Annotated in this window: 18 protein-coding genes and 1 pseudogene; 10 read left to right on the top strand and 9 right to left on the bottom strand. The window is 64.0% G+C overall.

The genetic code is table 11. The annotated features are described in order from the left end of the window. The first annotated feature begins 5 nt into the window (after nt 1–5). Both H1B27_RS39050 and H1B27_RS39045 read left to right on the top strand, forming a co-directional pair. Complete coding sequence (locus tag H1B27_RS39050) at nt 6–317, top strand: DUF736 domain-containing protein (protein ID WP_311977835.1); 312 nt, start codon at nt 6–8, stop codon at nt 315–317. 402 nt (nt 318–719) lie between these two features. Then, nucleotides 720–989, top strand: coding sequence for a hypothetical protein (locus tag H1B27_RS39045; protein ID WP_197969696.1), 270 nt, complete (start codon nt 720–722; stop codon nt 987–989). Between the two features lie 249 nt (nt 990–1,238). Here H1B27_RS39045 and H1B27_RS39040 read toward each other — a convergent pair whose 3' ends face one another. The 3 genes from H1B27_RS39040 to ku all read right to left on the bottom strand — a co-directional run bounded on the left by H1B27_RS39040 (nt 1,239) and on the right by ku (nt 2,902). Then, the gene (locus tag H1B27_RS39040) at nt 1,239–1,448 is read right to left on the bottom strand and encodes a hypothetical protein (RefSeq protein WP_197969695.1); all 210 of its coding nucleotides are present in this window, start codon (nt 1,446–1,448) and stop codon (nt 1,239–1,241) included. 258 nt (nt 1,449–1,706) lie between these two features. Continuing rightward, nucleotides 1,707–1,898, bottom strand: coding sequence for a hypothetical protein (locus H1B27_RS39035; protein WP_197969694.1), 192 nt, complete (start codon nt 1,896–1,898; stop codon nt 1,707–1,709). Nucleotides 1,899–1,957: 59 nt separating this feature from the next. Then, the gene (gene ku / locus H1B27_RS39030; protein ID WP_197969693.1) at nt 1,958–2,902 is read right to left on the bottom strand and encodes a non-homologous end joining protein Ku; all 945 of its coding nucleotides are present in this window, start codon (nt 2,900–2,902) and stop codon (nt 1,958–1,960) included. A gap of 381 nt (nt 2,903–3,283) precedes the next feature. Here ku and H1B27_RS39025 point away from each other — a divergent pair, with 381 nt between their 5' ends. After that, a complete protein-coding gene (locus H1B27_RS39025) occupies nt 3,284–3,529 on the top strand; it encodes a hypothetical protein (protein ID WP_197969692.1) in 246 nt (81 codons plus the stop codon). 17 nt (nt 3,530–3,546) lie between these two features. On the opposite strand, the gene H1B27_RS39020 is transcribed toward H1B27_RS39025, so the two are convergent. After that, on the bottom strand, nt 3,547–3,714 hold the full coding sequence (locus H1B27_RS39020; protein WP_197969691.1) for a hypothetical protein: 168 nt from the start codon (nt 3,712–3,714) through the stop codon (nt 3,547–3,549). Between the two features lie 416 nt (nt 3,715–4,130). Between H1B27_RS39020 and H1B27_RS39015 the strand changes: the two genes are divergently transcribed. Both H1B27_RS39015 and H1B27_RS39010 read left to right on the top strand, forming a co-directional pair. Next, nucleotides 4,131–4,328: a hypothetical protein gene (locus H1B27_RS39015; protein ID WP_197969690.1), complete on the top strand. Its 198-nt coding sequence runs from the start codon at nt 4,131–4,133 to the stop codon at nt 4,326–4,328. 325 nt (nt 4,329–4,653) lie between these two features. Further along, nucleotides 4,654–4,872: a hypothetical protein gene (locus tag H1B27_RS39010; RefSeq protein ID WP_197969689.1), complete on the top strand. Its 219-nt coding sequence runs from the start codon at nt 4,654–4,656 to the stop codon at nt 4,870–4,872. 238 nt (nt 4,873–5,110) lie between these two features. On the opposite strand, the gene H1B27_RS40670 is transcribed toward H1B27_RS39010, so the two are convergent. Beyond that, nucleotides 5,111–5,275, bottom strand: coding sequence for a response regulator transcription factor (locus tag H1B27_RS40670; protein WP_246516062.1), 165 nt, complete (start codon nt 5,273–5,275; stop codon nt 5,111–5,113). A gap of 70 nt (nt 5,276–5,345) precedes the next feature. Next, entirely contained in the window at nt 5,346–5,708 is a 363-nt protein-coding gene (locus tag H1B27_RS39000; protein WP_197969688.1) for a PRC-barrel domain-containing protein, read from the bottom strand. A 94-nt stretch (nt 5,709–5,802) separates the two neighbouring features. On the opposite strand from H1B27_RS39000, the gene H1B27_RS38995 reads away from it, so the two are divergent. The 5 genes from H1B27_RS38995 (at nt 5,803) to H1B27_RS38975 (ending at nt 10,024) form a co-directional block, all read left to right on the top strand. Then, nucleotides 5,803–5,994 carry a hypothetical protein gene (locus H1B27_RS38995; protein WP_197969687.1) on the top strand — a complete coding sequence of 64 codons (192 nt, stop codon included), beginning with the start codon at nt 5,803–5,805 and terminating at the stop codon, nt 5,992–5,994. Further along, complete coding sequence (locus H1B27_RS38990) at nt 5,945–6,646, top strand: protein-L-isoaspartate O-methyltransferase (protein ID WP_197969686.1); 702 nt, start codon at nt 5,945–5,947, stop codon at nt 6,644–6,646. Before H1B27_RS38995 ends, H1B27_RS38990 begins: the two co-directional genes overlap by 50 nt. A 337-nt stretch (nt 6,647–6,983) precedes the next feature. After that, a complete protein-coding gene (ligD, locus tag H1B27_RS38985; RefSeq protein ID WP_197969685.1) occupies nt 6,984–8,798 on the top strand; it encodes a DNA ligase D in 1,815 nt (604 codons plus the stop codon). A gap of 2 nt (nt 8,799–8,800) precedes the next feature. Further along, complete coding sequence (locus H1B27_RS38980) at nt 8,801–9,298, top strand: hypothetical protein (RefSeq protein WP_197969684.1); 498 nt, start codon at nt 8,801–8,803, stop codon at nt 9,296–9,298. Nucleotides 9,299–9,313: 15 nt separating this feature from the next. Next, a complete protein-coding gene (locus H1B27_RS38975) occupies nt 9,314–10,024 on the top strand; it encodes a type II toxin-antitoxin system VapC family toxin (protein WP_197969683.1) in 711 nt (236 codons plus the stop codon). A gap of 39 nt (nt 10,025–10,063) precedes the next feature. Here H1B27_RS38975 and H1B27_RS38970 read toward each other — a convergent pair. The 3 genes and pseudogenes from H1B27_RS38970 to H1B27_RS38960 all read right to left on the bottom strand — a co-directional run. Then, a pseudogene (locus H1B27_RS38970) lies at nt 10,064–10,219 on the bottom strand (type II toxin-antitoxin system ParD family antitoxin); the annotation flags it as partial. A gap of 276 nt (nt 10,220–10,495) precedes the next feature. Further along, nucleotides 10,496–10,957 carry an RES family NAD+ phosphorylase gene (locus H1B27_RS38965; RefSeq protein WP_197969681.1) on the bottom strand — a complete coding sequence of 154 codons (462 nt, stop codon included), beginning with the start codon at nt 10,955–10,957 and terminating at the stop codon, nt 10,496–10,498. Beyond that, nucleotides 10,957–11,388 (bottom strand): Xre family toxin-antitoxin system antitoxin, encoded by a 432-nt coding sequence (locus tag H1B27_RS38960; protein WP_311977825.1) that lies wholly within the window; start codon nt 11,386–11,388, stop codon nt 10,957–10,959. Before H1B27_RS38960 ends, H1B27_RS38965 begins: the two co-directional genes overlap by 1 nt. Between the last annotated feature and the right edge of the window lie 903 nt (nt 11,389–12,291).

The raw sequence follows: 12,291 nt of genomic DNA, 5'->3' as shown, positions 1-12,291 counted from the left end.
CTACCATCGGTTCTTTCAAGAAGATCGGCAGCGACTTCCAGGGCGAGATCGTCACCCTCAGCCTCCAGACCAAGGGCGTCCGCATCGTGCCCGAGGCCAACCGCACCAACGAAAACGCTCCGAGCCACCGCGTCTTCGTCGGCCGGGCCGAGATCGGGGCCGCCTGGTCGAAGCGCTCCGAGGAGGGCCGCGATTATCTCTCGCTCAAGCTCGACGACCCCTCGTTCAACGCACCGATCTACGCCAACCTGTTCAACGACGAGGACGGCGACGGTTTCAGCCTGATCTGGTCGCGGCCGCGCAAGAACGGCGACTGAGGTCGCCAAAAGCCCCGTCCGGTCCGCCGGGCGGGCTTCTCAATTCGGGGTAACTGCCACTTCGGACGCATTGCGGCCGGGTCGAGGTCTTATCCGCCAGGTCGGTTTCGACCAGGAGACGGTCTGGCCAGATTACCCACCATGCTTACCGCTTTTAAACCGTTCGCATTCGCCCAGCTTGACTCGTTATCAGTTCACCGGGCCTCAAACGGCTCGGCCGGACCGCCATTTTTGACAAGAAAGGTGCTCGCGTCAGACCTGCGCCGGCCATGCGGCGTCCAGCACAGGTACGCGGAACACGTGGACAAGCGCGAGCCCTGCAGATCGCGAATCCCTGCTCCATGCTAAGCGCCCGGAACGGGTAGGCGGGCGGAAGGATTCGTCCCGGCAGGAGCGGTCTCGATGCTGATAACGAACAGAAGGCGGCCGGCGACCCGAACGCTGCGCGGCTGGGCGATCTCCGTGCTGCAGGAGGCCGGCGCCATCCGCGAATGCCAGGAGCATGGCTGGATGCAGGACCGGGCCGATCCGCATGCGCGTGAACGCGCCTTCGAGATCGCCCGCCGGTATCCGCCGCCTGGCGTCTCGGTGCAGGCAGCGTCCGTGGCGATCGCAGAATTACTGGAGTCGATCGGCGATAGCTGTCCGGAGTGCCCGCCGGACTTTGCCTAACCTAGGGCCTCCTCCGCGCCGCCGCACGTCGAGGGGCGCCCGTATGCGGGCGAGCTCCTGCCAGGCCATCGCCAGGCTGAACAAGCGTTGCCGCTCCAGCCCATCACCCGCCATCGCGAGCTTCATGGCCGCTATCGCCTCCGCTCTCGGGTTCGTAGTCGTTGCCCATGCTCCCGATATCGTAGCCGGACAACGTAAATGGCAGGTGGCCGGCGCCCCCCTAGGCTTCCGGTTCTGACAAGTCATCTCTCAGGTTTTGCGCTTCCGTCCCGCCTCCGGATTCGCCGCCGCCTCGCGAGCCAGACGTTCCGCCTTAAGCCGCTCGCGATTGGCGTGGAAGGCCTGCTGGGCGCGCTCATGCTCGGACAGCGCCACCTTTACCTCCGTGTTCCGAAAGACCTTGTGAGCCTCCCGTTCCGCCGTGGTCGGCGGCCTCCGTTCGGATATGTGGTTGCTCATTTGCTCCCTCCTTCGGGCGCAAACGGTCCTTGGCGCCAAGTGGTGCGCGCATCAGGACCGCCAACCTAGATGGTAGGTTTTCCTCCGGCTTGGGGTTTTGGGGATAGGCTGCCAGAGGCAGGGAATCGACGCCTGACGGGCCGGTTCGTTCCATCCCGCGCTCCGGTCGGCCAGTCACATTCGTCGAAGCAGGATGCGGCTCGTGCTGCGAATGAGGCTGCCGCTGCCGCCCGGTCCCGGAGCATCGTGCTCTAGCCTTCAGCCTTCGTCCGGCTCGCGCACCACCGGCGGTTCTTCAGCACCTTCGTCCTCGTCGTCTTCCTCTTCGTCCTCGTCCTCGTCGTCTCCGTCTTCCTCGGGATCTCGGGGTGGCGTGATGTCGCCTATGGCCACGAACGGACTGCGGTCGATCAACCTGGCTGACAATTCCTCCGGGAAAAGTGGGGTCATGCGTTGCTCCTCCGGTGTCCACTCTGCGGGACGGCGCCCGCCGCGCGTTGGTCTGCCACTCACGCGGACTTCCGCTGTCGACCAGCCGCGGGCTTCTTCGCCGCGGTCTCCTTCACCGGCTTCTTCCCGGCGATCGGCATCAGCATCTCCTTCTGGCCGGCCGCCGCCTTGCGCGGCTTCTTGGCCGTCTTCTTCGGGGCCGCCTTGGTCTCGATCTTGGCCTCGGCCGCAGCGATTCCCACACTCTTTCGCAGCGCCTGCATCAGGTCGACCACATTCTCGCCCTTGGGTCGCTCCTTCGGCCTGATCGTCTTGCCGGCGCGCTTCTGGTTGATGAGGTCGACGAGCGCGGTCTCATAGTGATCCTCGAACTTCTCGGGGTCGAACCGCCCGGCCTTCTGGTTCACGATGTGCCTGGCGAGATCGAGCATGTCCTTCGTGACCTTCACATCCTGGATCTCGTCGAAATATTCCTGCTCGCTGCGCACCTCGTACGGATAGCGCAGCAGCGTGCCGACGAGGCCCTTGTCCATCGGCTCGAGCGCGATGATGTGCTCGCGGTTGGTCAGCACCACCCGGCCGATCGCGACCTTGTCCATCTCGCGGATGGTCTCCCGGATCACCGCGAAGGCGTCGTGCCCGACCTTGCCGTCCGGACGGACGTAGTAGGGCCGGATCAGGTAGCGCGGGTCGATGTCGCTCCTGTCGACGAACTCGTCGATCTCGATGGTGCGCGTCGATTCCAGCGCGATCTCCTCGAGCTCCTCCTTGGTGACCTCGATGAACTGGTCCTTCTCGAGCTGGTAGCCCTTGACGATATCTTCGTTGGGCACCTCGTCGCCGGTGTTGGCGTCAACCTTCAGGTACTTGATCCTGTGGCCGGTCTGCCGGTTGAGCTGGTTGAACGAGATCTTCTCGCTGTCCGATGTCGCCGGGTACAGTGCCACGGGACAGGTGACGAGGGACAGACGCAGGAAGCCTTTCCAGTTGGCACGCGGGGCCATCGTACGCAAAACTCCGGTTCGGGGCGGCCTGGATTCAAGACGAACGGCGGGCGCCAGTTCCGACAAGCATGGGCGGCCTGGTCGGATTCATGCCGGATCCCACCGGCCGCGCCAGTAGAATCCGCCGCCGACCCTTGACTCTGCGAGAACGGAAAGGGAACATGTCGCCATACCCGCTGCACCCCGTCGCGCCGAGGGCGATATCGGGTTCGCCGCCGACCAGGCGATCGAGGCCTGCGGCGGGGACGCCCGGGAGGCGGTGAAGGCGCTGCTCGTCGCGGTCGACTTTCTCGAGGCCCAGGTCGACGAGCTCGAGGGCGCGGTGTCGAACGGTTATGCGCGCGGCCGCTACGTCGCGCCGCGCGATCGCAAGGAGTAGCGATGGACGTCACCTACTACGTGGCACTGCCTTTCGTCATGGCAGACGACGGGCTCGCGCCTGGCGAGGCGGTGGAGTGCCTGAGCGCCAACGCCGCCGTCATGCGCGCCGAAGCGCTGTCGCGGAAACCCGGCTGCGTCGGCGCGGTCGCCTTCTCGCGGACCGGAGATCCGTCCAGCGGCGACTTCGGCGACGCCAAGGTCATCCGGAAGTTCGGCGACGTGCCGGACGATCTGAGCACGCTCTGACGGCCGGCGGCTTCGGTTCACTCGTCGCTTGTACCGGCCGCATCTCTGGGATCGAGCAGGTTCAGCGCCGTCTCGATCTGGGCGAGCAGCGCCTGGATTTCCTCTCGCTCGTTCGGCCCAGGATCGCTCTCCAGTCGCTCCAGGAGCGCCTGCTTCCGCGCAAGCAGCTTCGCAACCGTCGACATCTCGTTCCCCGCTTCTGGACACCTAAACTGGGAAGTTTGTTGCGCCCGCGACGAATTTGCCAGTTATGGCTTTGCGAGTCCGGATCACCGGCTAAGGCTGATTTTTTCCGGATCACTATTTGGCCGGCGGCCGCAGCGGGCCCTCCACCCACTTCCGGGCGTCGGGATCGTGCAGCGGATCGTCGCCGCAGTCGGGGCAGACGTAGCGCTCCCCGCGTCTGGCCGCTTCGTCGCGCACAAGCCTCATCGGCCGCCCACAGTGCGGGCACGGCTTCCGGATTGGATGCAGCAGCGACATTTGGCTTCCCCACCGCGGCCAAGCTAGGGCCGTTTGCTAGGCGGGGACAAGTGATCTCTTGACGTGAGCCTCGCCGACCATCGAAGATCGACGTTCGGTGATGTTGTGGGGTGGCGTCATGGAAGAGTTCTACAGCGGCTACGCGCAACGGGCGCGCGATCTGGCGGAGAAGGCAGACCCGTTCACACGAAGACGGCTGCTCGATTTGGCCAAAAGGTACGACGCCAAGAGCAAACCCGGCGGCAGCGCCCGGCCGCTGCCGCCGCCGCGCACCACCCCGCCGGCGACACTCTTCGCCGGCCCGGGCGAGGCATGAGGAAAGTCGGCCCCGCCGAGGTCAAATGCGACACCTGCAATGGGGCCGGGCACCAGCCGGCGCGCGAGACCGAACCCGGTCGCAGGATCTTTCCTGGCCGCTGTACGAAGTGCGGCGGCAAGGGGCGAATGCCGAAGCAGGAGTGACCCTACCCGAATTCAGCAGCCGAGCGTCCTCATGTGGCCTCGGTCGCAACGATCCGCGGGCCTCACGGCGGCCTTGACGCGGTCGGCGTCGATCCACCGGTCTGTTCTGAACCAACGATCGCTCCTGCCGTTGTGCCGCATCCGGGTCCGCCTTCGACTGCGTGCGCCGAGGAACGACCATGAGGACCGATTCGCGCCGGCATTTCGTTTCAGACGCAGAGGAGCGAACCTATCTCGAGTCGCTGATCCGCGAGGATTTCGAGCGATGCCATCCCGGCGAGACGCTGGAAGATCTCAAGCGGCGCGCGTCCTTTTCGAAGGAGGACAGAGGCCTGCTGCGGGACTGGATGGCGGTAGCAGCGGCTCGCGCCGCAGCCGCATCCAGGGCCAAGGCATAGCCATCGTTGCAGGCTCGAACTGCGATTCAATCCGGCTAAGCCGCCGTATCGAGCAGCTGCGACACGGCGGCAGCGAATTGCGCCGCGCAAAGGGCTTCTCGATCAGGCGCAACGCCCTGCGATTTTCAATCCGGGGCGCTGGCGCTCGTCATGCAAATCACGGGAAAGGCGGGCATGATCTCCCTGACCCGCCGCGCCAGCTCCCAACCCGTGATGCCATCACCCAGGTTGACGTCCGTCAGCAGGGCGGACACCCCTTGCGGCGATCGCAGAAGGTGGACAGGGCCGCCTCTCCCGATGAGACCGGGCAGGCCTGGAAACCGCGGTCCAACAAGGCGTCTTCGATGAAGCTGCAGATCAGCGCTTCATCCTCCACGTCGAGAACACGAACGGCATTACCCACTTTCAATCCTCCTCGGCGATCGAGGGGGCCGTCTCGCGTAACGAGGATGGCGTTTGGCCCGAGCGTCCCCTCAGGCCACCGGCACACCGTAGTAGGCATTCACGGAGCGCGTGGTCGCGGGGTCGCTCCAATTCCAACTGCTCTCGTCGGCGTATTTGGGGGCGCCGCGGAGCTGGTCCTGCGTGATGCCGGTGACGTAGCCGCCGAGGTTGGTATCATATTTCAGCGCCTGCCAGGGCAGCGGATAGTGGTCGTCTCCGATGCCGAGCAGGCCGCCGAAGCTGAGCACCGCATAAGATACCTTGCCGCCGATCTTGTCGATCATGACGCGCTCGATGTAGCCGACCTTCTCTCCGTTCGCTCCGTACACGTTCGTGCCCTCGACCTTGTCGCTACCAATCAGGCTGAACGTCTCGCGATCTTCCATGGCCATGTTGACCTCCCGGATGTTGTCTTCTGGAATCAACCGGACGAGGATGGCTCCGTTCCCGGCTGGGCGGCGTTGTTCTGGACGAGCGGAGGTCGAGATGGAGCTGACCGATCTGGAACGTGATTTTCTGAAAAGGCTCCTCGGCGAATCCTGGGGCAGCCCGCCGATGTTCGACCATGAGATCGTGGCGCGGCTGGTGGAGCTTGGTTTCGTCGAAACCGAGCCGCTTCCCTCCGGAGATGTCGAATACCGGATCACCGGCGCCGGGCGAGCGGTGGCTACCGTGTAACCCACCAGGTCTGAGATCCAGCAGGTCGTGTGCTCTGGGTGGCCCGGAGCCTCCTTCGCGACGGGTCGCCGGCCGAACCCGCCAGCCGCGGCATTCGCAACAAGCGGGTCCTGTTGGCCATGCGGCGGGTCCCCGGCGAGATTTTCTTGAGTGGCGGTTCGCGAAGGCCGCGTACGAAGACGGTGCCGTGCCGATCCCGAAGGGACAAACCCTCTCTCAGCCCTACGTCGCCAAAATGCTCGAGGCTGCCGCGATCGCGAAGTCCGACCGAGTACTGGAGACCGGCGCCGGTTCAGGTTATCTGGCGGCCCTCGCCGCCAATCTCGGCCGGGAGGTTTGCGCCGAGGCATTGGTGCAGCGTGCCCGATCGCGCCTTCGGCATCTCGGTTGCCGGAATGTGGATCTGCGCCATGGGGACGGCAGCGCGGGATGGCCGGACGGTGGCGAGTTCGACGTGATCCTGGTATCGGCCGCCAGCGCGGAAATACCCGCGGCTCTCGCGATGCAACTAGCTCCCTCCGGACGACTGATCATTCCACTCGGCAACCCCGACGGCGTGCAGCGGCTGAAGAAGCTGGTGCGCGCGCCGGACGGTCGCTTCGTAGAGGAGGAGATCGAGGATGTGCGTTTCGTCCCTCTCGTTTCCGGTTGAGCGACTAACAAACCTAGGCGCCCAAATTCGCATGCAGCACGTCAGGCGAGAGCTCGCGATCGCCCAAGCCCGCATAACCGGTCGCGCCGTGATCCAGTTGCCGCGCTGCGGGACGTGGCGCACACATGCACGGGACCGAGGGCCACTGCGATCAGAAACGTTCCCGCCGATATTTCGACGTGAGCGCGTGCCTGCCGCCGCTGCGTCTGAACCGTGCACATTTGGCCGACCTCGCAAACGATTCCGACCAACGGACGCGCTGCACCTTCCTTCCGAGCGGCCGCGAATGTCTGGCGCTGCTTCAAGGAACGAATCGCCCTCGACGCGTTGAGTCCGCATGTGTGCCGTGGCGTTGCGTCAGTCTCGTTCGGGAGTATCGGGCGTTGCCGGCGCCCGCAAAGCAGCGATTCCAGGTTACATCGAGCCCTGCGACCCTACGCTGCGCGAAAGACCGCCGCGGGGCGAGGGCTGGGTCTACGAAATCAAAGCCGACGGCTACCGCGCGCAACTGCGTCTCGAAAACGGCGACGTCAAAGTGTATTCCCGCACAGGCCTGGACTGGACCGAGCAGTTCTCGTCGATTGCCGCAAGCGCGGGCCGGCTCAAAGCGGACAGCTTGATCGTCGACGGCGAGGCAGTGGTCTACGGCAGTGGCGGCCTGCCGGATTTTCAGCAGCTCAGGCGCGAGCTCGGCCCCAAGCGCAGCGCGCGCGTGCGCTACCATGCCTTCGATCTCCTGTACCTCGACGGCTACGATCTGCGCGACGCAGCATATGAGGACCGCAAGCGTCTGCTGCTGGAGCTGCTGAAGGGCGCGCCCGAGACTTTCATCTACGTCGAAGCGCTCGAGGCCGACGGCAACGTGGTCTTCGAGAAGGCCTGCAAGCTGGGGCTCGAAGGGCTCGTTGCCAAACGGCTCGGCCGACCGTACCGCTCGGGTCGGCAGGAGAGCTGGATAAAGCTAAAATGCAAGAAGAGCGAGACGTTTCCGATCGTGGCCTTCGTCGAAAAACTGGGAGCGCATCCGCGCAAGATCGCCTCGCTCTACGTCGGCCGTCGCGAGAACGGCAAGCTGCTCTATGCAGGCAAGGTCCGCACCGGCTACACGGAGACAACCGCGCGCGAAGTACGCGAGAAGCTGGATCCGCTGATCCGGCGAACATCGCCGCTCGATGTCCGGATCAAAAAGCCGAAGGCGACCTGGGTCGAACCGACCGTGGATGTCGAGGTGGAGTATGGCGCACTAACGGACGACGGGCTGCTGCGCGAAGCCGTGTTCAAAGGAATTCGCGACGATCTCGCGCTGCGCAAGGTGAAGGCGCCGCGCCTGGTGCCCTCCGCTGCCGGACGGCCGAAGCTCGGCGTACCCCAGGAGAACATTCTCCAGCTCCTTCCCGACGCGGTGGTGCCTTCCAAGGAAGATCTGGCGGACTATTGGAAGCGGGTCTGGAGGAAGGCGCTACCGCATCTCGGCCAACGGCCTCTCAAGCTGGTGCGGCATGTGCATGGCACCACGTTCTACCACAAGGGCCCGCTTCCCAAGGACATTCCCGAATCCGTGCACCAGCTCCGCATCCAGAAGCGCGAAGGCGGCCAAGGCACGCGTCTGTGGGTCGACAGCCTGGACGGCTTGCTGGGTCTCGTCGAAATCGGAGCCGTCGAGCTGCACCCCTGGAATTCGACAGTCGAGGACTTCGAGCACGCCGACCGCATCGTCATCGACCTCGATCCCGGCGAAGAGGTGAAATGGGAAGCGGTCGCCGACACCGCGCTCGAGCTCCGCGCGCTCATGAAGCGGGAAGGCTTCGAGACCTGGCCCAAACTGACCGGCGGCAAGGGCGTACATCTGATGGCGCCGCTCGATGAGCCGATGCTGCACGATCGGGCGCATCGCATCGCCCGCAGCCTCTGCTCCGAGTTCGCCGCACGCGACGCCGACCGGTACATCCTCTCGGCGCAAGCGCGGCGCAGCGGGCGGATCTTTCTGGACTATTTGCGCAACGGACGCGGGACGACCGCCATCGGCACCTATTCGCCGCGGGCGCGTGAACACTTTCCGATCGCCGCGCCGGTGACGTGGGCGCGCATCGAACGAGGGATCAGGCCGGACGCATTCACGATCGAGAACCCATTCCGGGTGAGGAGGAGGTGACCATGGCGGACACATTCGACCGCTGGATCGAGTGGGCCAACAACCCGCCCGGCCAAAGACCTGGGCTTCCGTCCGATGTCCACGCCAGCGTGATCTCTCTGGATAAAGAGGATCGTACCGACCGACAAAAGGTCAATGCCGCCGTCGAGCATCGGGCCGAGTTGCGTCGAACGGGACGGACCGCGTGGATCTATCTCAACGACTTCGACCGCGGAACACAGCGAAGTATCGGCGATCCCGAATGGGTGAAGGTGTTCGCGTCCGCCGAAGCCGCCGACAGATGGTTCGACACGCACGATCCGGAGGGCGTTGCGTGGGAGTACGAGATCGAAGGCGGACCGCGGCACGCGTCGGTCTGGATCTTCCTGGCTGATGGAGGCTCCCGACAAGTCGGCGACCCGGCCTGGATCAAGCTGTTCGCCTCGCACAAGAGCGCTCAGAATTGGCTTGAACAGAACGCCCGCGGCGGCAAGATCTGGGAATATCCGGTCGAGGAGTGACAGGTGAGCACGTTCGTGGACACTTCGGTCTGGTTCGCCGCCGCTTCTGCGCGCGACCGCGACAACGAGCTCGCCAAGTCCGTTCTGCTCAGCCTCGATGGATGGACATTGACGGACCACGTGCTCGCCGAGACCTGGCAACTGCTGTCGGCAAGGTACGGCAGCGAAGTCGCGGCGACGTTCTGGGGCCGCCTGCGGGAGTCCGGTGCCGTCGTCGAACCCGTCACGGCCAGCGATCTGGAAGCGGCTTCGCGGATCGAGGCCGCTTGTCCGGACGAAGAGTATTCGCTCGTCGACCGCACCAGCTTCGCCGCAATGGAACGGCTCGGCATTACGCGAGCCGCCTCGTTCAGCCCGTCCTTCTCGACGTACCGTTATGGCCGCCGCAAGCAAGCGTTCCAGGTCGTTCGGTCAGGTCACAGCGTTGCGTTCGCGGCCCTGAGGCAAGCCATGCTTCACCGCAGACCCGTTCGGTTGAACTATTCGGGTAAAGAACTGCAGGTCTGCCCGTACATCCTCGGCCACGCTATGGGCGAGGAGCGAGCCTTCGCTTTGGAGGTGGACAGTGTCGGAAAGAAGGGATCAGGAGGCGCCAATTGGGTTTGTCTGCGGATTCAGGCCGTGCAGGACATTCGTCCTCTCGATCGCGCCTGGACCGTCGCCGTCTACCCCGGTCGGATTCAGCGCTGTGTCGACCAGGTGCATCTGGACGCAACTCGCCCGTGAGGAAGAGCGCCTCCGAGCGAGCGCCTAGTTTTGACCTTCCTAATCGGCCGCTCGCAACGCTTCGAGTTTTGCAGAGCGAAGCTGCTCGCGTTCTTCGACAAGCCGCAGCCCTTCACGCATGACTTCGCTGGCGGTGGCGTAGCGGCCGCTATCGATGAGATCCTTAATCAATGTGTCGTATTGTTTGCCGACGCTGTAGCAGGTTCTTCTATGCTCATAGCCAGGGCCAGCTCATCGCGGATGGTTCACGGCAATCGCATTCCCGTTTGCTTCATCTCTACGCCTGAACGCAGCGACATCTTGTGCAGCCAGGGCGTGGCGTCGAACAGGTTGGGGCGCTAGGTGGAGCGTTGCAGTAGGCGCGGATGATCGAAGGCTCCTGCGGCTTGTCCAGACGATTATCGCCGGCACACGGCATGCTACAAGTGGTTCGAGCACCGGATTCTGACCGGCTTCGTCATCGTTTCTGGCTCAAAACAGACGTGGGTCAAGAACGAATGGCTCTATAGAGATCACGGAGATCCGCGCCGCGTCCTTGTGAGTATGATTGATCAGGATGTTGACGTCGGGGGACTGATCTAGAGGGACGATGGCAGAGGGAACGCGGAGGAGGGGCGTCCCGAGCGAGCCGTGCCATTGATCACCTCGTTGCTGGGTCCAAACTTCCTGGCGCCCCCAATCGGCGGGCAGATCGCTTAAGCCCAGCGTCTCGATGCCAAGGTCATCTGGCCCATCGTAGCGCACCATCATAAGCGCGGGCATGAGAGCTGGATCCTCGATATGGACCAGCTTTTCCAACACGCACAGCGCAGGCGACGTGCTGCAGCAGGTGACAGGCCGTCCGACCGTGTTCCAGCGTCCGTCAAAAAGCAGGCCATAGCCACCATCGAACGTCTTGGCATGCTGTATGCCCGACAAACGCCAAAGCAGCATCAGGCGGCGGCGCCCCACGCGATCTTGCCGAGTATCGTCTCGACGACCCGGGCGCCAGTTTCGGTTTGTGCTACCGCCAACGGCGTCTCGCCATGAAGTTCTACTAACGAACGCCGGAGCCATAGATTGGCCTTGCCGGCGTCGCCGAAAGTCTCCTCGGCAAGTGTCTGCACCCGCAGCAATCGCACTGCCCGGTCGGATTCTTCCACGGTGAGCGGTTGCTTTTTCTCCGCGCGATGCCGGCGCGTTCGTTGCGGAATGACGAACAATTCGATTTCCTGATCGCTAAGTCCTGCCTTCGCCAGCCCATGCAGCGCGGTCAGGGGAAGCCGCTTTCGTACCGCCAGGGCGAGGTCCGCCTGCGAGCGTATAACCGCTCCGAGGACCGAGCGCCCACCCAGCTTCCTTGCGACGATTTCGACAATGGACACAAGGACCTCCTTCAACGTGGCGGCAATGTGCCGTATAGATAGCGGCATATTGCCGAATTTGCAAGAACTTCGCACAGGCCCCTACTGCAAGGAGCCGGAGTGGGGACGAGGTGGTAGGGGCAGGGACTTTCGATCCACGTCGTCCACGGCAAATCGCAAGTTGGGGCGTCTTCATTATTGCTTTGGCGCGACATCTTTGCCTGGGTCAGCGTTGTGGCGATCGGCGGCACTGCATGGACACAGATAACCATCTTTGCCGAACCCCAGCGACCGGTCGAGGCTTTGCGGAACGGACCTCAGCCGGCTCTCACTGCCACGAAGCAGGAGGGATGACGTCTATCTCGTCCGGTGAGATTATCTACATCAAAGCGTTCGTTGGCCGCGTAATAGACCATGGGTGACGCGGCCTCCCTCGGAGCGCCTCGACCGGCCGGCCCCGACCTTCCCGGCACAAGCTAAGGCAGGCAGGGCATTGCATGGCGGATTGTTCCAGGCAATCGAATCCACCACTCCCTTCGCTATTGTTATTTTTCTCCACGCCTGACCGCAGCGACCTCTTGTGCAGCCCAACCGAGAGGCGCCACAACTTCTTCCGGGGATGCTGTTCAGCGCACGGACCACCTGGCCTCTTGATGGCTCGATCTGGCCGAAGAGCGGCTGCGCCTCGATCGCCTGAACGCAACGCCAGCAGCGCGACTTTCTTCCCCTGGGCTACGCCCATTCCTCGCGAGGCAAGAAAGTCGCCCCGCTGGCGTCCTCCGCTGCGCTGCGGCCCGCGGGCGGGTGCGTCGTCGATCGTCTTCGGCCTGTAGATCGCCATCGAGGCCGCGGTGGTCGCGGCTCGAAACCAGCTAAGGAGAAGTAACATGGCTACCATCGGTTCTTTCAAGAAGATCGGCAGCG

It is taken from the genome of Bradyrhizobium diversitatis, assembly GCF_016031635.1.
GTDB lineage: Bacteria > Pseudomonadota > Alphaproteobacteria > Rhizobiales > Xanthobacteraceae > Bradyrhizobium > Bradyrhizobium diversitatis.
Note: the sequence above shows the minus strand (reverse complement) of the source record. Positions and strands in the feature narration are given on the sequence as shown.